Here is a 19,206-nt window from a genome sequence, read left to right on the forward strand (position 1 = left end):
GGCGCGGTCAGGCCGCATCGAGGCCGGGCAGCACGCCCTGGCGCGCCGCGAAGCGCTGGCGCTGCCAGGCATCGACGATCTGGCGCACGCGCATTTCGGTCAGGCCGTATTCGTGGGCCAGCTCGCGGTAGTTGTTGCCCTTGAACTTGGCGCACATCTCATGGTCACGCGCGGAGATTTGCGCGACGAGGCCCTTGGCGATGTAGAGGCCGCCGCGGCCGCCCATCTCCTGCGCCAGGTGCTGCAGCTGCGCAAGCACGAGCCGCGCCCAGGTGGCGAGCTGCTCGGCCCATTGGCCGGCGGGCGCGGCCGTGCCGGCGCGCACGTCGGTGAGCACCAGGGCCTCGTACATGCACAACGCCAGCTCGCGCATGCCTTCGGCCAGGCCGACCGGCAGCGCGTGCTCCAGCACGGCCAGCTCGGCCGCCGTGGCGAAGCGGCGTTGCGCTGTCACGGCCGCCCCGCGGCGGGCGCCGCTGCAGCCTGGTCGGCAGGCACCGGCTGGCCGGCAGCTGCGCAGAGCACTTCCCAGGCCCACCAGTGCGCGTCGAAGCCTTCGCCGCGCTGCAAACGGCTGCCGGCTGCGTCCAGCGCGCGCAGCGCGGCAGGCATGCGCGCTGGGTCGGTGATTTCGGTGAGCTGCTGGCACAGCTGCTTGACGGCTGCCGGCAGGTAGCGCATGGCCCACTTCTTCAAGCTCTCGACGAGCAGGTGCAGCGCCTGGCCGTCGGCCCAGTGCAGGTCGTCCACCTTGGCGATGCGCTTGACGTAGGCCGCCAGCGCGCGTTCGGACGGGTCACGCACACCGCCGAGGCGATGCAAAAACAGCCACAGCGCGCGCACCTTGCGCGCCGACGGGGCATCGGCCTGGCGGCGGTCGGGGCGCGCTGCGGCGGCCGGCGCTGCAGGCGCAGCGCGGCGCACCCTGAAGCCCTTGCGCTTGAGGTGCGCCAGCACGGCATTGAGCTGGCGCAGGTCCATGGCCGTGGTGGAGTCCGCCCCGCCGACGTTGGTCAGCATCAGGCGGTAGGTGTCCTCATCCATGGCCAGTTCGCGGCGGGCCACGTGAATCACCTTGACCAGGCGGGCGCGCTCGGCGCGGAGGGTGGTTTTGAAGGCCATCGGATTTAGAGCGGCTAACACAACCCTGTCATCGTCAGGCGGTTGAAGTGCGTTTGACGGTACATGGGTCGAACCAAGAACAAGGAAATCAGCGCGGCGCTGTTCAAGAAGATTGAGCCACTGCTGCCGGTATTCGTGCCCTCGGTCAAGGGCGGTCGTCCACGGGTGAGCGACGAGATGGCTCTGAACGGCATCCTGTTCGTGCTGCGCACCGGCATCCCCTGGGAAGAGTTGCCCCAGGAACTGGGCTTCGGCAGTGGCATGACCTGCTGGCGGCGACTGCGCCAATGGCAGGATGCCGGTGTGTGGCACCAATTGCATATGCTGTTGTTGGCCGAACTGCGTAGCGCCGGGCGGCTGGACTTCAGCCGAGCCAGCCTGGACGGGGCCAGCGTGCCCAGCCCCCGGGGGGCTCGCACACTGGCCCCAACCCCACGGACAGAGGAAAACTCGGCAGCAAACGTCACATCATCACGGACCGCCAGGGCATCCCGCTGATGTTCTGCGTGACCGGAGCCAACCGCCACGACTCGGTGGTCTTCGAGCAGTTGATCGATGCCTTGCCCGATGTGCGAGGAAAGCGTGGAAAGCCGCGCCGCTGGCCCGACAAGCTGCACGCGGACAAGGGCTACGACTTTGCACGCTGTCGGGAGCACCTCAAGCGCCGAGGCATCCAGGATCGGATCGCCCGCAGGGGTATCGAGCGCAACGACCGACTCGGGTGCCATCGCTGGGTCGTCGAACGCACGCATGCTTGGCTGGCCGCCTTCGGCAAGCTGCGCGTGCGTTTCGAGCGAAGCGTTCATACCCATGTGGCCTTGCTATCCCTGGCGTGCAGCGTCATCTGCGTGCGAGCATTGATTCAGTTTTGTTAGCCGCTCTAAGCGGGCTGGGAGCCGTTGGAGGTGGCGGCTGCGGCGCCGGCCCCGGCATCGGTTTCGGAACGTTCTGGAACGCGGTTTGGCGCGTCGGCGGGCTGTGCGGCGCCGTCCATGAGGTTGAGCAGCAGGCCGGCAAGCGCCTGGGCATGCGCGCCGGTCAAGCGGACCACGACGCCGCGGCGAATGGGGCGGACGGTGATGGCCATGGCGGTCAAACGTCCAACGGACCGATCTGGATGGGCGCCTTCGGCGGGGTGGACGCAGGCGCAGGAGCGTGGCCGGACGGCAGTTCGTAGAACTCCTCGCAGCCGCAGTGCGGGCAGGTCAACACGTTGACGCCGCCGCAACCCGGCCATGCCTTGGGCACGCGGGCCGTGTCGGGGTGGCGGTTCCAGCAGTCGGCGCACTGGACCATGTCGTCGTCGAAATGGCCGCTCATAGGCCCTCCTGATTCGGGTCGGGCGCGAGCGCCACCATCAGCTCTTCAGTCTGGTCGGCCAGGTCGGTCAGTTCACCGCGAATGAACTCGTCCACGTCCTCCCACTCGTCGGCCATGCACAGCAGGCGCTCACGCAGGGTGCGCAGGGTGCGGCGCTGGCCGGCGGCGAGTTGCTTGGTGGAGCGGCTCATCCCTGGGCCTCCTGCGGCTCGTGGCGGCGGTCGGCCGCGTATTTCTCGCAGACGGCATACGGCCCGACCATGAAGCCGCCAACGGCGCAGCGCAGGCCGTCGCGGCCGTAGTACTCCCGCGCCTCGCGGTTGCGGCAGTTGCCGCAGCGCTCGCGCTCGCTGCTGGTCTTGAAGCCCATGGTGCGCTGGGCCACTTCGATGCTGGCCATCACTGCACCTCCGGATCATCGGCGCCCGCGGCGTCTTTCAGCAGCGCGTCCACCATCTTGTCGACCTCGCTGTCCACCGGCTTGACGACGACCTGGTCGCCGGCGTCGGTGATGGAGATGCCGAGCTTCTTCAGGTCGGCGCCGTCGAGCTGGGCCAGCGCGTCCTTGACCGGCGTTTCCTTGGTGTTGATCAGCAGATCGGCCTGGTCGGGCAGGAGCTTCTTGATGCGGGCGATGACGGCGGCCACGTCGGGGATGTTCAGCACGCCCTTGCCCTTGACGAAGCCCACCTTCACGCCGTTGAAGACGCGGGTGCGGGGCTTGGCGAAGGCGCCTGGGCTGGCCTGCACCAGCTCGCGCAGCGTGGCCTCGGCCTCGGCGGCCTTGGCGAGCGCGCGCTTGATGCCGGCGATGTGCTGGCGGCGCAGCAGCGCCATGCCGTCGTGCAGCGCGGTGACGCGCTCGGCCAGCAGCGCGCGCGCCGCGGCAAAGGCGTCGGCCTGCTTGGAGATGGAGTCGAGATCGGACATGCGGGTCTCCTCGGTGGGTCAGTGGGCAGGGCCGGCGAACAGCGCGCCGGTAGCGATTTCGTGGACCATGTGCTGCAGCACCGCGCCGATGCGCGGCGCCTGTGCGGGGTCGAGGGTGGCGAGGTAGCGGACGAGCGTGAGCGCGGCGATGGCGGCCACATCGCTTGCCGCACCCTCGGGAACGGCGAGGATGAGACGGGTGGCCAGGTCGACGGCCTGCTCGTGTTGGGCTTGCTGATGGGTGCTCATGCGGAGTACTCCTGTGGTGTGGGCGCGCCCGGGCGCTGGCCCAGCTTGGCCGCGATCTCGGCCTGGATGCGGCGCGCGGCTGCGCTGGGACCGGCCGGCGCGGCGGGTGCCGCGGCGGCGGGGACGGCGGGCGAGGCGGCCTGGCCAGGCAGCACGGCGGCCAGCGGCTGCGCGCCGGCCACGTGGGCGCGGGCACGGCGCTGGGCCTCGGCGTCGCGCTCCTGCCTGGCCTCATGCTTGTCGGCCAGGCCGACGAGGATGGCGAACAGGTAGCCGTGGCCTTTGAGCGGCAGGTCCAGCCGCTCGCGGCTGGCAAGCACCTGGTCGAGCCCAGCCGCCCAGGCCTGGCGCGGCACGGCCCAATCACGGCCCTTGGCGGTGATGGCCTCGCGCTCCAGGTCGGGCAGCAGCTGCAGCACGAGCTTGACCTGCTTGGCCACCGTGAGACGGGTCTTGGGCGGCGTGAAAAGGGTGAGGTACTGCATGACGCGCGCACCGAGCGGGATGCTGACGGCGGCCAGGCGTGCGAAGGCCTGCTGCGCGTCGGAGTCGGCCAGCAGGCCGGCCATGGTCAGCTCGGTGCCGCAGATGGGGCAGGACAGATCGCTCACAGTGGCGCCCCCCCCCCAAGCAACAGGCTGGCCGCCGAGATGCAGGCGATCACCAGCACCAGGCAGACGGCCAGCGCGCCGGTGTGGCGCGGGCGGGCGGCGCCCTCGATGACGCCCGGCGCGAATGGGTGCCGCGGCTTCATGCGGCCACCCGCCGCGCCGAGATGCGGCAGGCGCTGGGGAAGAAGTCCAGCGCGGCGCAGATGGCATCACAGCCGCAGGCGTAGATGCCGTGGTGCTCGCCGCGCGAGCCGTCGGGCATGGCGATGGTGACGAGGTAGGCGTGCATGGCTGCGGCGCCGGGCCGCCCCAAGCCGCAGCGCGCCCCCTCGCGGGGCAGCGCAGCGCGCGTAGCGTCAAGCGTGGGGGCCAACATGTCAGCACCCCGCGATGACTTGCGCATCGACCTTGGGCCAGGCCGCGCGGGCGGCGGCGTTCATGGCGCGGCTGACGAGGTTGTTGACCACGAGCGGGTAGCAGATCGAGCGCGCGTCCTGCACGCGGCCGCCGCGCGGCACGTGGATGAGGCGGGCGCGAATGGCGTCGGCTGCGTCGTCGGCGAACACGTCCTCGTAGCGCCGGTCGAAGCGCGCGAGCTTGTGGCGCAGGTAGGCCTCCAGGTCGCCGTCCAGTGGCGCCAGGTCCACCAGCTCGCAGCGCTGCATGACCTCGCGGACCTCGGGGTTCTGCGAGTTGATCCTGGCGCTGCAGGAGGCCGATGACCCGGAGGCCGACGCCGGCGAGCGGGTGGCGATGTTGTCGACAGCGGCGAAGAACATCGCGACGCTGACGCGCAGCTCCATCAACCTGAAGGTGTTCCAGGCCAAGGTGGAAGCCGATGCGCGCCAGGCGCTGCTGGAAGAGCAGCGCGCGAAGCTGGAGGCGATGCCGAGCAAGGGCGGCGTGACCGAGGACACGAAGCGGGCGATCCGCGAGGCGCTGGGAATCGTATGAGCTGGTTGGACCCCATCCCCGCCGAGGATCTCGGCACCCGGTTCACGCACTATGGCTGGTTCGTCGGCCTGGTGCCGGTGTACATCGGCGACCCGCACCAGGACGCGCCCATCATGGCCGAGCGCAACTGGGTGCCGGGCTGGTGGCTCGGTGCGGTGACATGGCTGTTCCACGCGGTTTGCAGCGTGGCCGAGCAACTCGACCCGGAGTTCGAGCCGCTGTATCCCATCCAGATCACCGGGCGCATCGCGCCCCGGCGCGCGCCATGACGCTGAAGGGGCGTGCCAAGTGCATCCCGAAGGATCGGGACGCCGTCTTTCTGCCGTTCCAGAGCCGCTGGATCAAGGACGCCTCGCGTATCAAGCTGATGGAGAAGAGTCGGCAGATCGGCATCAGCTGGTCAACGGCCTATGGCGCCGACGAGCGCGCGGCGGCGCAGGGCGCGCGCTTCGACGAGTGGGTGAGTTCGCGTGACGACATTCAGGCACGGCTGTTCATCGAGGACTGCAAGCTGTGGGCGGGCATCATGGGCATGGCGGCCAACGACCTGGGCGAGCAGGTGCTGGACGCGGAGAAGCGCATCAGCGCCTACGTGTTGCAGTTCGCCAGCGGGCGGCGCATTCACAGCATGAGCAGCAACCCGGATGCGCAGGCTGGCAAGCGCGGCAGCCGCGTGCTGGACGAGTTCGCGCTGCACCGTGACCAGCGCAAGATGTGGGCCATCGCGTACCCGGGCATCACCTGGGGCGGCAGCATGGAGATCGTGAGCACGCATCGGGGCTCGCATTCCTTCTTCAACAGCCTGGTGCGCGAGGCGCGGCACGGCGGCAACCCGAAGCGCATCAGCCTGCACCGGGTGACGCTGCAGGATGCGCTGGAGCAGGGCTTTCTCTTCAAGCTGCAGCAGGCCCTGCCGGCCGACGCCGAGCAGCAGGACATGGATGAGGCGGCCTACTTCGACTTCATCAAGCACGGCGCGGCGGACGAGGAATCGTTCGACCAGGAGTACCAGTGCGTGCCGGCGGACGACGACGCCAAGTTCCTGGAATACGGCCTGATCACGGCGTGCGAGTACGCGGGCGGCGACGACTGGCGGCGCGGGCTGGAGGGGCCGTTCCAGGGCCGGCTGTTCGCGGGCGTGGACATCGGGCGCAAGAAGGACTTGACGGTGCTGTGGGTGGTGGAGCAGCTGGGCGATGTGTTCTACACGCGGCACGTGGAGGTGATGGAGCGCATGCGCAAGAGCGCGCAGGAGGCGGTGCTGTGGCCGTGGTTCGAGCGCTGCGACCGGGTGTGCATCGACTCGACAGGGCTGGGCATTGGCTGGGCCGATGACGCGCAGGACAGGTTCGGCGCGCGCCGGGTGGAGGGCGTGAACTTCAGCGGGCCGGTGAAGGAGGCGCTGGCTTATCCGCTGCGCGGCGCGATGGAGGATCGCAAGGTGCGCATCCCCGATGACCCGAGGATTCGCGCGGACCTGCGCAAGGTGCAGAAGGTGACGACGTCGGCCGGGAACATCCGCTTCGTCGCGGAGAGCACGCCGGACGGCCACGCCGACCGCTTCTGGGCGCTGGCGCTGGCGTTGCATGCGGGCGGCAATCCGGCCGCCCCTATCGAATACACCAGTGGCGGGCCGCGCGAGTCGGCCGGCGCGATGTCGGAGTTTGTCCATGGCTACTAGGCGCCTCAAGGCGGCGGGCGCGGAGGCTTCGGCGCCGGCCGTGCCGGAGTTGAATTCGGAGTTCGCGCACCGGCTGCGCGATCCGTTCGAGCAGCTGTTCATGGGGGTGATCCAGCCCAACGATCCGCTGCTCATCGAGCGCGGCGCGGGGCCGGAGATTTACCGCGACCTGAAGCGCGACGGCAAGGTGTTCGACGGTTTGCAGAAGCGCCAGCTGGCGCTGGTCGGCAAGCCGTGGCGGGTGGAGCCGGTGACCGAGTCGGCCAAGGGCACGCAGGATGCCGAGACGGTGACGGGCATCCTGAAGGCGGCGAGCTTTGACCGGCTTTGCATGGAGTTGTTGGAGGCGCTGATCGGGGGCTTCGCGCCGGCGGAAGTGGTGTGGACGGTGCGCGGTGGCATGGTGGTGCCCGGCCGCGTGGTCAAGCGCGCGCAGCGGCGCTTCAAGTTCGTGCAGGTCGACGAGATCAGCCCGCCGCGGCTGCATCTGTTGACGCGGGAGAACATGGTCACCGGCATTCCGGTGCCGGAGCGGAAGTTCATCGTCCATCGCGTGAATGCGGAGGACGACAACCCCTACGGCACGGGCCTGGGCCTGCAGCTGTACTGGCCGGTGTTCTTCAAGCGCAAGGCGGTGGTGAGCTGGAACCAGCTCAACGACCGCGTGGGCAGCCCGACGCTGCATGGCGAGTACCCGCGCAATGCGTCGAAGAAGGAGAAGGACACGCTGGCGGACGCGCTGCGCGCATTCCGCTCGGACGGCTTCGTGATGACGCCCGAGGGGATGAAGGTGGCGCTGGTCGAAAGCAAGTTGCAGGGCGACACGACCTTGCAGCAGGCGCTGTGCGAGTACATGGACGACTGGATCGCTGCGGTGCTGACGGGGCAAGAGGCCCGCTCGAAGGGGGGCGGCGCGCTGGCGGCGGCGAGCAAGGAGCGCGCGGATGTGCGCGAGGATTTGACGCAGGCCGATGCCGACCTGCTGAGCGAGACGCTGAACTCGACGCTGCTGACCTGGATCTGTGAGCTGAACGGCCTGGAGCCGTGCCACGTGTGGCGGCAGGTGAAGCAGGAGGACGACTTGAAGGCGTCGGCGGAGACGGACAAGGTGGTCTCCGACATGGGCTTCGAGCTGTCGCTGGACGCGGTGCGTGCCAAGTACGGCGAGGGCTGGGAGAAGAAGGAGGAGCCGGCGCCACCTGTCCCGCCAGTGCCGCAGTCCGGCGGCGTTCCGCCGGCGGCGGGCGCGGCGCCGGATCGCCGGCCGGCCAGCTTCGCGGAGCGGCCGGCGGCGCAGGTGCAGCGGGACGCGCTGGATGGGCTCGTGGACATGGCGCTGGAGGACTGGGAGCCGGCGCTTGATCCGCAGGTGGCCGTGCTGCAGGCGGCCATCGACGATGCGGCGGCGCGCGGTGACAGCGCGGGCGAGCTGATCGCCCGCTTGCCGGGCCTGCTGGCGCAGATGGACTCGCGCGCGTTGCACGAGGTGCTGGCGAAGGCGGCCTATGTGGCACGCCTGGGCGGCGCGGCCGGCTTGGCGCTGGACGGCAGCGACGCGCCGGCCAGGCCGGCGCCGCAGCCGGCGTTCGCGGAGGCGGCACCGGCTGCGGCACCGGCGCCTCAGGTGGTGGTGCATGTGCATCCCAACATCCACGTGCCGGAGCAGCCGCCCGCCGTGGTGCGGGCCACGGTGCAGGTGCAGCCGACGCCGGTCAACGTGGTCAACGAGGTGCAGCCCACGCCGATCACGGTGACGAACGAGGTGCGGCCGGCCGACGTGACGGTGGTGGACACGCATCCGACGCGGGCCGAGCAGGTCGTGGAGCGCGATGGCAATGACGAGATCGTCAAGACGGTGACGATCTACAGCAGGGAGGCCTGATGGCAGCGATCACATCAGCGAGGAGCGGCCCGTGGTCAGCCGCGTCCACCTGGGCGGGCGGCGTGGTGCCGGGCCTGGGCGACAAGGTGACGATCAGCCGCGGTGGCGGCAACAACTACGCGGCGGCGGCGTGGGTGACCGGGGTGGCCGGCCATGCCGTCGGCACGACAGCGATTGCCGTGAGCGGTGGCGCCGGCTCGATCCTCGCAGGCGACTGCGTGCAGATCGAGGGCGACCCGGCCTACTACCCCGTGGTCAGCTTGAGCGGCGGCACGCTGACCCTCGCGGCGCCCGGGCTGGCGAGGGCCATCCCAGCAGGTAGCGCCGCGAAGATCATCAACGCGGGTCACGTGGTGGAGGTGGACGGCACCTATTCGTGCGGCGACGACACGAGCAGCACGACGCTCGCCAACAACGCCGTCAGCGTCAGCGGCACGCTGAAGTTCTCGCGAACCGTCAGCTCGCAGTTGACGGTTCGCGGCACGCTCGCCCTGGGGTTCGGGGGCATCTTCGACATGGGGGCCATGGGTGATGCGATCCCTGCGGCGGTCACGGCAACGCTGGTGCTCAACGACAGCGCGGCGCCAGCGGCCATGAAGCACGGCGCGACCTCGCACAACGCGCGCGCGCCGCGTTGGCGCATCCGGGGCGTGCGGCGCACGCGGAACACGCGGTTGTCGGCGGCCATCGCGGCGGGCGCCACGACGGTCAGGGTGGCTGCCAGCGACCAGTGGGCCGTGGGCGATCGGCTGGTGATCGCGTCGGACACGGACGACCGCGCCCGCGCGCAGGTCGTGACGATCACCGGCGGCAGCCAGGCCGCCGGCTGGGGGGTGACGCCCGCCGTGGCCTACGCCCGGCCGGCCGGGCATCGGGTCGGCAACCTGTCGTCCAACGTGGTGATCCGGGCGGTGAGCGCGGCGTACCCGTCCTTCGTGAGCTTCAGCTGCGATTCAGTGACGGCAGTGCAGGTGCTGGACGTCGGTGATTTCCGGGCTGAGAACCTCGGCTACAGCGCTGGATGGGCGGTGGCGTCCACGCCGGTCAACTACGGTGTCAGCGTCGGGCTGCCAACGGCGCTGGCTGAGCGGGTGGAGCGAGTCGCCATCGAGCACGCAAGTGTCGCTGGGTCGAAAGTGCTGATCTCGACCCAGTTCGGGTCGGCGCTGCCGAGGACGTTCTACGACTGCGCCATCTACTCGGAGGCCGCGGGGGACGTCGCGTGCATGTTCGCCGACGCGTCGCTCACGTCCGTGGAATCGTGCGTGGTCTACCGTGCGGGCAATGTGTTCTCTTGCGGCTACGGTGTCGGCGGCGTCGGCTGCACTGTCACTGGCGGCGAGTTCTGGGGCGGCAATCTGGTCTCGGCAAGCGGCGGCACCGTCGCCTTCTTTGGCGCCGCCGGTCACGCGACGGCTGGCCTGGCAACGCTGTCGTGGGGCTCGGCCGCGTTTGATAACTGCGTGCTGAGCGTGCAGTCCTACTGGGGCACCGCAACGACCGCCTTCGCCAGTACGAAAGTGACGGCGACGAACTGCACGCTCGGCCCGGGCATTCTGGTCGGGGGGATCAATACGGCTTCAGCGACGCCTGGGCCAGGCGCCAGCGCAACGCTGGTGGCGGTCAACGGCGACCCGACGGACCACCGGGTGCTCACGCTGAACTATTGGGCCTCGACGGACGCCGCGGTGCGCCACCGCGGCGCCTGGTCGGTCAAGCTTCAGCCCAAGCTTGCGGGCGCCGCCGGGCAGTACCGGTTCACGATCCCGGCGGTAGCCGGCGTGGCGCAGCGCGTCGTCGGCTACCTGCGCTTCGACGCGGCTTATGGCGCCGCTACACCGCCGGCCATCGCGTTCGAGGGCCAAGGCGTGGTGCAGAGCTTCGTGGCGGCGCCGACAGCCGACGCCTGGCAGCGGTTCGACTTCGACTTCACGCCGACGGCGACGGGCGATGTCGCGGTCACGGTGACCGTCCAATCGGCCAGCACCGCCGGCTATGCCTGGCTGGACGGCGTGTGCCATTACCCGATGATCCAGGCCGTGCGCCACTACGGCTATCTGCCCGCGACCACGGCTGCGCTGACGCCCGACCCGGTGGTCCTCAGCAGCGAGGCGGCTGCGGCGGCGATGGCCGGCATCGCCTACGCCGGCGGCACGATCACGATCAGCAGCGGCTGCTCGGTGCGCGACCTGTACGACTGGGCCAAGTATTACGAGGCGACGCATCAGGACCAGCAGGTCATGATGACCTCGGCCGACGGCGTGTCGTTCTCGCTTGACGCCAGCCTCGTGCTCAACGCATCGCTGGCCGGCAGTGGCACCGTCACGCTGGCACCGGGCCGGGCCTTCAGCGGCAACGGCGACACCGGCGTGACCATCGTGTCCGACGCGGGTCGGCGCGTGGCAATCAAGGCTCCAAACCTCATCAGCGGATCGCGTGTGCAGCTGTACGACATGGCGGGCGGGCTGCAGCTGTTGAATACCGAGCTGTCAGGTGCCGGCCTGGCGCATTCTGTCAACTGGGTGGCGGACAAGATGGTCCGCCTGCGCGCAGACCACGCGGCGAAGCTGCCGCTCGAAGTTGTGGGCCTGCTGACGGCCGCGGGGCTGACGTTCCTGGATGCGCAGGCCGACGATGTGGTCTACGCGGCCAATGGCATCGACGGTGGAGCCTGTGATGAGTTCTCGGCCGACGGCTCGAACATCGAGATCGACATCAATGATTCGGATGGCGTGACCAGCATCCAGCGGCTGTATGCCTGGATGCAGTGGTACCAGACGACGGCCTCAGGGATCGCCGGGCCACTGTTCGGCGCCATGACGGCCAGCGACGCTGCGAACTACCTGGTGGACCAGGCGAGGGCGAACATCAAGCTGGACAACATCAGCGGCGCGCCGCTGGTGCTGGGCGGCGGGTACCTCACGCGCAAAGATGGCTCCACGGTGATCGCGGCCGGGTCGGGGTCGATCCAGATGGACCCCGGTCGGGCGTATCTGGCGGCGGGCACGGGCTCGCCTCAGGCCATTGCCGCCAGCGTGCGGCAGGAGCTGGAGGCCGAGCTGGGCCACGTGGAGGACTTGGCGAAGGTGCATGGGCTGGTGCCCGGCCAGCCGCTGATGGTGAGCAAGACCAGCCGTACGGCCGGCGATCTGGCGCAGACCATCAGCGACGACGGTGCGACGGTGACGGTGGCACGTGCCTGACCGGCTCGCCATTGCCGCACAGGGGCTGGGGTTCGGTCCCCGCTTGATGGCGATGCAGGGCCTGGGCGCGCTCGATGCGCGGCCACCTGGCCCTCGTGAGCCGGACCATCCGATCAGGGCGGCGCATCGGGCCAGTGCGCGCAGGCCGGTCGTGCGCCGGTCGCGGCGCGATGAGCTGCTGCTACTCAAGCCATGACGACGGACGCACAAGCATTCGCCCAGCTGCACAAGCTGGCGCCCGCCGAGGCGGCGGCTTACCTGATGGCGCGCGGCCAGTTGGCGGTGACGTATGGGTGGGAAGACCTCTGGCAGGAGGAGCATGCGCGGCAGTTCACCATCAGCCGTCTCACGAGGACTGATTTGCTGCAGGCGCTGCAGGACAAGATCACGGCCAGCGTGCAGGGCGATCTGAGCCGGCGCGATTTCCTGCGCGACGCGCGCGCAGCGCTGGCCGAGGCGGGCTGGTGGGGCAAGAAGGAGGTGGTCGAACCTGCGACCGGCGAGATCCACACGACCAGGTTCAACCCGAGCCGCCTGAACCTGATTTTCGACGTGAACACGCGTCAGGCCCATGCGGCCGGGCAGTGGGAACGGATGCAGCGCACGAAGCGAACGCATCCCTACCTGCGCTACATCACCAAGCGCGACGAGCGCGTGCGCGAGGCGCATCGGGCGTGTGACAACGTGACGCTGCCCATTGACGACGCGTTCTGGCAAACACACTGCCCGCCCAACGGCTGGCGCTGCCGCTGCCGCGTTGTGGCCGTCAGCCAGGCCGAGTACGACCGGGGCGTGACGCCGACGGGCGCGCCGATGGTCAAGACCGTACCCGCGGTAGTCATGCGCGACTGGCTCAACAAGCGCACCGGCGAGGTGATGCAAGTGCCAGCGGGGATTGACCCAGGGTTCGGGTACAACGCGGGCGCAGCGCGGCAGCGGGCGTTGAGTGACCAAGCCGTCATTGGCGGCAAGCTGGAAAACCTGGCCGCCCCGCTCGCCGTCGCGGCGATCAGGGATTTGACATCCAGCCCGACCTTCAGCGCATGGCTCCAGCAACCCGTCGGAAACTTCCCGGTGGCTCGCCTGACCGATGAGGTCTCAATGGCAATGGGCGCCAGCGCCCATGTCGTCCACCTATCTGCGCAAACCGCCAAGAAGCAGTTCGACCACCATCCGGAAATTGACGCAGCGGACTACGCGAGGGTGCAGCACATCATCGATAGCGCGCAGACCAGGCTTCCGGATGGGCCGCATAGCACCGTGTTCGTTTGGGAGGCGAAAGAGCCTGGCGGCTGGGTCGTGGTTGTGAAGGCCACGCGCACGGGCAAGGGGCTGTTCCTCACCAGCATGCGCCGCCTGTCCAGGCAACAGGCGCAGGCCGATGCAGAGATTCAGCGCTTGATCCAGAGGTTCAAAAAAAGATGAGGCGGCACCTGGGCCGCCTCGTGGGTCTTGCGTGGCGGGCTCCCCTGACCGCCAACGGAACCTTTGGGCGCCAGGTACACCCTCAGCATTTGCCGGGAGACTTTGCCGCAAGACCTTGGTGTCATTCTAGGAGGTAGGCATGCTGACCGTCACCGTCACCAACACCGGCGTGCAGAGCGTCCTCGGCCAGTTGCTGGACCGCCTGGGCAACCTGCAGCCAGCGATGGAGTCCATCGGCACAACGCTGGAGACCAGGGTCAGCGGCCGCTTCGAGGCCGAGTCCGACCCGCTCGGCCACCCTTGGGCGCCGTGGGCGCCATCGACGGTGGAGAACTACCCCAAGGGCGGCAATCGTCGAATCCTGGACCGACACGGTGACATGCTGGACAGCCTGACCAGTCAGGCTGACGCCACGAGCGTGCGCATCGGCTTCGGTAACCCGGTGGCCACGTATCACGAGTGGGGCACCGAGCGCATGCCGCGCCGTGGCCTGCTGATGGACGGCCCCGACGCCGGCGCCCTGGCGCCTGACGACGAGCGGGCCGTACTCGACATCCTGGCCACCTTCTTGGAGGTGTAGCCCGACCAAAATGGCGAAAGGGGCGCCCACGCGCCCCTTTTCTCCTGGTGAAAGACTTTTTACCGAGTCGTTCCGCCCCTTCCCGCCCAGTCCCATCAAATCCCGGATTTATCGCGCCGCTCCCTCTTGGGATATCTCACCTCCGGTCAGGCAGCCCCCGGCGCCGCCCTGCCTCCCGCGCCTGCACCCGCGCCAACGCCCGCCCCGGCCCCCGTCCCGGCGCCTTCACCGGCCCCGGCGCCCAGCCCCGCGCCGACACCACCACGCCGCCCCTGCATCAAGTTCTGCCAGTTCGAGCTCCAGATGCCCGCCCTGGCGCAGGGCGGCACGCACCTGGCGCCCGTCGAGCTGGGCGCGCCGCCCCCACCCGTGGCCGCCTCCACCACGAACGCCGCGCCCGCTTCGCAGCTCGCCGGCGCCATCGGCGGCAACGTGCTGTTCGCCGGCAACGCCGCCGCCCAGGCCCGGCTCATCGTCAACGAGGTGACCGGCGCCGCCACCAGCACGCTGGCTGGCGCCATCGAGGTCTACGGCCAGCCGGCCGACGTCGTCGTCGCCAACCCCAACGGCATCACCTGCAACGGCTGCGGCTTCATCAACACCAGCCGCGCGAGCCTGGTCAGCGGCAAGCCGCTGGTGGGCTCGACGCTGGACGGCTTCTCGGTCAGCGGCGGCAGCGTCGCCGTGGGCGCCGCCGGCCTGAACGGCAACGGCCTGGCCGCGCTCGACCTCATCGGCGGCGGCCTGCGCGTCGACGGCAGCGTGAACCTGCCCGCCGGCAACAGCGCCATCTACGCCGTGATCGGCCCCAACCAGGTCGCCTACGCCACGCTGGCCGCCACCGCGCAAGGCCGCAGCGACGCCCGCCCCGCCGTCGCCATCGACGTGGGCGCCGCCGCCGGCATGTACGCCAACCAGATCTACCTGCTCGCCAACGAACAAGGGCCGGGCGTGAACCTCCGCGGCCGGCTGGAAGCCGGCTCAGGCGGCCTCACGCTCGACGCCGCCGGCAACCTCGCCCTCGCCGGCACGCTCAAGACCCATGGCGCGGGCGCCGTGGTCGCCAGCGCCGCCGCCGTCGCCGCCAGCGGCGGCATCGACGCCGCCGGCCTGGCGCTGGTGCAGGCCGGCGGCGCGCTGGACTGGAGCGGCGGCAGCGTCAAGGGCAGCGACGTGCTGCTCGCCTCGGCCGGCCCGCTCACCACCCAGGGCCTCGCGCTGCAAGCCGCGGGCGACCTGCGCCTGAACAGCGGCGGCGAGCTGACCCTGCGCGCCGGCAGCCTCACGGCCGGCGGCGCGGCCACGCTGTCCGCAGCGGGCGACCTCACGCTGTCGCCCACCTCCGCCAGCAGCCGCGTGGTGGAGGGCGGCAGCACGAAAGACTTCACCCGCTTCACCCGCACCACGCTCGACGCCGCTGGCCCGGTGGCCCTGCAGGCCGCCAACGGCATCGTCACCCTCGACGGCGCGCAAATCCAGTCCGGCGCGAGCATCGCCGTGCAGGGCAACGGCGTGGCCCTGCTGGCGCGCAAGGACCTCACCAAGGCAACCACGGTCAACGGCAGCACCACGCTCGCGCCCACCACCGAAAACCTGGTGCAGGCCCGCCTCATCGCCGAAGGCGACATCGCCATGCTCGCCACCGGCACCGGCGCGGACCAGGGCCGGATGTTCGTCACCGGCGCCAAGATCGAATCCAACAACGGCCACGTCTCGCTGCTCGCCGCCCAGGACCTCGACGTCGCACACGACATCACCACCGACACCACCTACGAGCGCTTCTACGAAGTCAAGCGCAGCTGGTTCAGCAAGAAGGTGACGGACATCACCAAGACCAGCGTCGAGGAGACCGCCAACCCCAGCGACATCGCCGGCCGCTCCGTCAGCCTCGGCGCGGGCGGCAACCTCAACATCGTCGGCAGCCTCGTCATGGCCGACGGCGCCGTCGGGCTGCACGCCGACCAGGACCTCAACCTGCTCGCCACCCAGGAAGCCAGCTACGCCTACGAATCCCGCACCGTCAGGAAGAGCGGCATCTTCGGCAACGGCGGCCTGTCCATCACCATCGGCGCCAAGAGCCGCACCGACATCACCAGCACCCAGGAAACGCGCCAGGCCAGCAGCAGCGTCGGCAGCCTGGCCGGCGACGTGCTCGCCACGGCCGGCGGCCAGTACCTGCAGCTCTCCAGCGACATCACGGCACCGCAAGGCGACATCCACGTCGCCGCGCAGAACATCGCGCTGCAGAGCAACAACAACACGCGCAGCGTGCTCAACATCGTGCGGGAGCGGCAGAGCGGCCTGACGCTGGCGGCCACCAGCCCGCTCATCGCCGCGGCCCAGACCCTCGGCGAAATGGCCAAGGTGGCCAAGCGCACCGAGAACGGCCGCTACCAGGCGATGGCGCTGCTCACCAGCGGCCTGACGATCTACAACAACTTCACCCAGTTCGCCAACCTGCTGCAAGCCGACTCGCTGTCGGGCGCGGCGACGGCGGAGGGCTGGAGCTTCAGCGCCAGCATCGGCGCCAGCGCCAGCGACTTCGAAAGCCTCACCAAGACCAGCACGCCCGTCGAATCCGGCATCAACGCCGGCCGCAACGCCAGCCTCACCGCCACCGGCACGGGCGAGGCCGGCGACATCAGCCTCATCGGCAGCCGCGTCACCGCCAGCGAGAACCTCACGCTGCGCGCCGCGCGCGACATCACGATGACCGCGGCCGTGGGCAAGGACACCGAGACAACCAAGCGCACCAGCCGTGCCGCCTCGGTGGGCATCAGCTTCGGCGTCGGCGGCTCCACGCAAGGCCTCAGCGCCAACCTCGCCGCCAGCCGCTCCAACGCCTGGAGCAACGGCTGGGGCACCACCTTCTACGACAGCGAACTGACCGCCGGCAAGCTGCTCAGCGTGGACGCCGCACGCGACTGGACGCTCAGCGGCGCCCGGGCGACCGGGCAGACGGTGCAGGCCCGCGTCGGCTCGTCCGGCAGCGGCAACCTCACCCTCGTCAGCCCGCAGGACGAATCGTTCTACCAGGCCAAGGAACAGAGCTACGGCATCAACGTCAGCATCCCCATCCCGGGCGTCGGCGTCGGCGCCCCCAGCCTGGGCCTGAGCGCCAGCCAGCTCAAGCTGCTGGCCGAGAACGAGTCCGTCAAGCAGCAGAGCAGCATCGTCGCCGGCAGCGGCGGCTTCGACGTGCGCGTGAACGGCCACACCCACCTCAAGGGCAGCGCCATCGCCAGCAAGGGCGCCAGCAACCACTTCGAGACCCAGACGCTGACCCACGAGGACGTGGCCAACCGCGACGTGGTGAGCGGCAAGAGCTGGAGCGTCAGCCTGAGCGTGAGCAGCGGCGGCGGCGCGGGGGCCATGGGCGGGTCCAGCGTCGGCTTCGCACGGCTGGACACCCAGGAAACCTTCACCACCCGCAGCAGCATCGCCGGCGGCGCGCACTTGACCCGCCCGGACCTGCAGGCCACCCGCGTGGCGGCCATGAAGGCCGCGGAGCGCAGCCCGCTGGCCACGGAGCGCGCGGCCCGGCAGGCGCAGCTCGACGACCTGCTGTGGCGCGAGCCGCCGCGCTGCGACGGCTGCTACTACGACGCGCTGCCCGGGGCGGCGGACGGCCAGGCCGGCGGCCCGAAGCACGCGGCCGCCACCGCCGCGGCCGGCCCCGCCGCCACCATCGGCGAGCCCGGCAGCCTGGACCTCATCGGCGGCAACAGCCAGTGGCAAGCCTGGAATGCCGCCGTGCAGGCGCTGCGCGCGGACATCGCCAAGCTCGACGGCCGCATCGGCGCCATCGACGCCAAGGTCTACCAGGACCACGGCAGCCTCAGCACCAGCCCCAGCGGCCTGCACCAGCCGCTGCTGCACACCTTCGACAAGGCCAAGGCCACGCAGGAACTCCGCGACGGCGTGGCCGTGACGGCGGCGTTCGGCAAGGCGGCCTACAAGGCGGCGGGGGACTACGCCAATGCCCAGTACCGCACAGCCCTCGGGAACTGCGGCTCGGCCGCCAACTGCCCCGAAGCCGACAAGTGGAAGGAGGGCGGCCTCTACCGGGGTGCGCTGCATGCCGCCATCGGCGGCATCAGCTATGGCGCCCCCGGCGCGGTGGGCAATGCGGCGGGCACGCTGGCGCTCAACGCGATGGACAAGGTGATACAGAGCCTGAGCATCACCGACGCGACGGCGATCAACACGCTCAAGACACTGGCCGTCACCGCGGCCGGGGCGGGCGTCGGCGGCACGGCCGGGGCGGCTTCTGCGTTCAATGCGGATGCGAATAACCGGCAGCTGCATCCGGATGAATACGCCACAGCCCGGCGAATTCGAAAGGTAGTCGCAGACAAGCTCGGTATCAGCGAGGCAGAGGCGGAAGGGCGCATCGTCCGGCAAATGCAGCGCAACATGGATTACCAGACCGCGCTGTCGGACGGATTCCGAATCGACGAGCAAATCGTCAGCCTGGTGGGCTGCCAAATCCTCATGTGCGGCTATTACAAAACCAATGCCGACTACCACGACCCCAACGTCAACAGCCAATACATCGCCGGCAACTTGGCCTCCTACCGTGCCGCCGCGGCCCAGAAGGACAAAGGCCTGACGGCCGCAGACCTGCAGCGGCGCGCCGCCATCACCTCCACCGCCCTGGGTGTAGCATCGACGCTCTACGGCTTGGCCGAATCTGCCAACATTCTTCTGTATGGCAAGAATTTCCTCGGCGAAGACGAGAGTCGCTGGTGGGGCGCGGCCGGGGTCGGAACGCTGGGCCTTGCCCGCATCGGCAAGGTTTATGAACTGCGCCACCTCGACAACCTTGGTGAGGTGCTGGTTGTCAACAGCTCATATCTAAACCCCAAGTGGCTGGATACGGCTGGGGACTTGACGTGGCGCAACCCCATCACCAACGCCATCGAGAAGATCCCCGCAGGCAATGTCGTCCATGTCGATCACATCTTTGCCAGGAAAGCGGCGGAAGACATTGACGGATGGAACACGTTGACCAAGGCCGAACAGACAAAACTACTCAGCAGCGCTGACAATCTGCAGCCAATGCTGGCATCCGCCAATTGCTCCAAAGGTTGCCGAGTGGAGCCACCACTTGGAACGGGCTGGGAGACTTGGCTGGGTCAGCCCGTCAACGCGGACTACAAGCAGCACTTGAAAGACATTCAGACGAAGATGAGGCTAGATATTACAAAGGCCATTGAGAAGAAGCGCAATGGTGGATAATCCAAAAT

At 69.4% G+C, this 19,206-nt stretch carries 21 protein-coding genes; 9 read left to right on the plus strand and 12 right to left on the minus strand.

The window, feature by feature from the left end:
- Nucleotides 1-7: 7 nt before the first annotated feature.
- Nucleotides 8-454 (minus strand): Mor transcription activator family protein, encoded by a 447-nt coding sequence (locus QM788_RS05365; RefSeq protein WP_415660449.1) that lies wholly within the window; start codon nt 452-454, stop codon nt 8-10.
- Complete coding sequence (locus QM788_RS05370) at nt 451-1,122, minus strand: gp16 family protein (protein WP_415660450.1); 672 nt, start codon at nt 1,120-1,122, stop codon at nt 451-453. Before QM788_RS05370 ends, QM788_RS05365 begins: the two co-directional genes overlap by 4 nt.
- Nucleotides 1,123-1,185: 63 nt before the next feature.
- Between QM788_RS05370 and QM788_RS05375 the strand changes: the two genes are divergently transcribed.
- Nucleotides 1,186-1,997 (plus strand): IS5 family transposase gene (locus QM788_RS05375; RefSeq protein WP_415659607.1). Its coding sequence is split into 2 segments (ribosomal slippage): nt 1,186-1,516 and nt 1,516-1,997, totalling 813 coding nucleotides; the frame shifts between segments, so codons are not numbered across the junction.
- 5 nt (nt 1,998-2,002) lie between these two features.
- Here the strand turns inward: QM788_RS05375 and QM788_RS05380 are convergent.
- The 10 genes from QM788_RS05380 to QM788_RS05425 form a co-directional block, all read right to left on the minus strand.
- On the minus strand, nt 2,003-2,209 hold the full coding sequence (locus QM788_RS05380) for a hypothetical protein (protein WP_415660451.1): 207 nt from the start codon (nt 2,207-2,209) through the stop codon (nt 2,003-2,005).
- Between the two features lie 5 nt (nt 2,210-2,214).
- Nucleotides 2,215-2,442 carry a hypothetical protein gene (locus tag QM788_RS05385; protein WP_415660452.1) on the minus strand — a complete coding sequence of 76 codons (228 nt, stop codon included), beginning with the start codon at nt 2,440-2,442 and terminating at the stop codon, nt 2,215-2,217.
- Entirely contained in the window at nt 2,439-2,633 is a 195-nt protein-coding gene (locus QM788_RS05390) for a hypothetical protein (protein WP_415660453.1), read from the minus strand. Before QM788_RS05390 ends, QM788_RS05385 begins: the two co-directional genes overlap by 4 nt.
- Nucleotides 2,630-2,842 carry a hypothetical protein gene (locus QM788_RS05395; RefSeq protein WP_415660454.1) on the minus strand — a complete coding sequence of 71 codons (213 nt, stop codon included), beginning with the start codon at nt 2,840-2,842 and terminating at the stop codon, nt 2,630-2,632. Before QM788_RS05395 ends, QM788_RS05390 begins: the two co-directional genes overlap by 4 nt.
- Nucleotides 2,842-3,372 carry a hypothetical protein gene (locus QM788_RS05400; protein ID WP_415660455.1) on the minus strand — a complete coding sequence of 177 codons (531 nt, stop codon included), beginning with the start codon at nt 3,370-3,372 and terminating at the stop codon, nt 2,842-2,844. Before QM788_RS05400 ends, QM788_RS05395 begins: the two co-directional genes overlap by 1 nt.
- Before the next feature lie 18 nt (nt 3,373-3,390).
- A complete protein-coding gene (locus QM788_RS05405) occupies nt 3,391-3,621 on the minus strand; it encodes a hypothetical protein (protein WP_415660456.1) in 231 nt (76 codons plus the stop codon).
- Nucleotides 3,618-4,232 carry a hypothetical protein gene (locus QM788_RS05410; protein WP_415660457.1) on the minus strand — a complete coding sequence of 205 codons (615 nt, stop codon included), beginning with the start codon at nt 4,230-4,232 and terminating at the stop codon, nt 3,618-3,620. The genes QM788_RS05405 and QM788_RS05410 overlap by 4 nt, the downstream gene beginning before the upstream one ends.
- Nucleotides 4,229-4,375 carry a hypothetical protein gene (locus QM788_RS05415; RefSeq protein WP_415660458.1) on the minus strand — a complete coding sequence of 49 codons (147 nt, stop codon included), beginning with the start codon at nt 4,373-4,375 and terminating at the stop codon, nt 4,229-4,231. Before QM788_RS05415 ends, QM788_RS05410 begins: the two co-directional genes overlap by 4 nt.
- The gene (locus QM788_RS05420; protein WP_415660459.1) at nt 4,372-4,521 is read right to left on the minus strand and encodes a hypothetical protein; all 150 of its coding nucleotides are present in this window, start codon (nt 4,519-4,521) and stop codon (nt 4,372-4,374) included. The genes QM788_RS05415 and QM788_RS05420 overlap by 4 nt, the downstream gene beginning before the upstream one ends.
- Before the next feature lie 88 nt (nt 4,522-4,609).
- Nucleotides 4,610-4,897, minus strand: a complete 288-nt coding sequence (locus tag QM788_RS05425; protein ID WP_415660460.1) for a hypothetical protein — start codon at nt 4,895-4,897, stop codon at nt 4,610-4,612.
- Here QM788_RS05425 and QM788_RS05430 point away from each other — a divergent pair.
- From QM788_RS05430 to QM788_RS05465, 8 genes are all read left to right on the plus strand, one after another.
- Entirely contained in the window at nt 4,896-5,186 is a 291-nt protein-coding gene (locus QM788_RS05430) for a phage protein Gp27 family protein (RefSeq protein WP_415660461.1), read from the plus strand. The genes QM788_RS05425 and QM788_RS05430 overlap by 2 nt on opposite strands.
- Nucleotides 5,183-5,455, plus strand: coding sequence for a hypothetical protein (locus tag QM788_RS05435; protein WP_415660462.1), 273 nt, complete (start codon nt 5,183-5,185; stop codon nt 5,453-5,455). Before QM788_RS05430 ends, QM788_RS05435 begins: the two co-directional genes overlap by 4 nt.
- Nucleotides 5,452-6,867 (plus strand): terminase large subunit domain-containing protein, encoded by a 1,416-nt coding sequence (locus QM788_RS05440; protein WP_415660463.1) that lies wholly within the window; start codon nt 5,452-5,454, stop codon nt 6,865-6,867. Before QM788_RS05435 ends, QM788_RS05440 begins: the two co-directional genes overlap by 4 nt.
- On the plus strand, nt 6,857-8,749 hold the full coding sequence (locus QM788_RS05445; protein ID WP_415660464.1) for a DUF935 domain-containing protein: 1,893 nt from the start codon (nt 6,857-6,859) through the stop codon (nt 8,747-8,749). The genes QM788_RS05440 and QM788_RS05445 overlap by 11 nt, the downstream gene beginning before the upstream one ends.
- Nucleotides 8,749-11,952 (plus strand): hypothetical protein, encoded by a 3,204-nt coding sequence (locus QM788_RS05450; RefSeq protein ID WP_415660465.1) that lies wholly within the window; start codon nt 8,749-8,751, stop codon nt 11,950-11,952. The genes QM788_RS05445 and QM788_RS05450 overlap by 1 nt, the downstream gene beginning before the upstream one ends.
- Before the next feature lie 192 nt (nt 11,953-12,144).
- Nucleotides 12,145-13,377: a phage minor head protein gene (locus QM788_RS05455; protein WP_415660466.1), complete on the plus strand. Its 1,233-nt coding sequence runs from the start codon at nt 12,145-12,147 to the stop codon at nt 13,375-13,377.
- Nucleotides 13,378-13,516: 139 nt separating this feature from the next.
- Nucleotides 13,517-13,957: a phage virion morphogenesis protein gene (locus QM788_RS05460; RefSeq protein WP_415660467.1), complete on the plus strand. Its 441-nt coding sequence runs from the start codon at nt 13,517-13,519 to the stop codon at nt 13,955-13,957.
- 303 nt (nt 13,958-14,260) lie between these two features.
- Nucleotides 14,261-19,198 carry a hemagglutinin repeat-containing protein gene (locus tag QM788_RS05465; RefSeq protein ID WP_415660468.1) on the plus strand — a complete coding sequence of 1,646 codons (4,938 nt, stop codon included), beginning with the start codon at nt 14,261-14,263 and terminating at the stop codon, nt 19,196-19,198.
- The last annotated feature ends 8 nt before the right edge of the window (nt 19,199-19,206 follow it).

Origin of the sequence: Roseateles sp. (assembly GCF_047654785.1) — a bacterium.
Classification (GTDB): Bacteria; Pseudomonadota; Gammaproteobacteria; order Burkholderiales; family Burkholderiaceae_C; genus Pelomonas.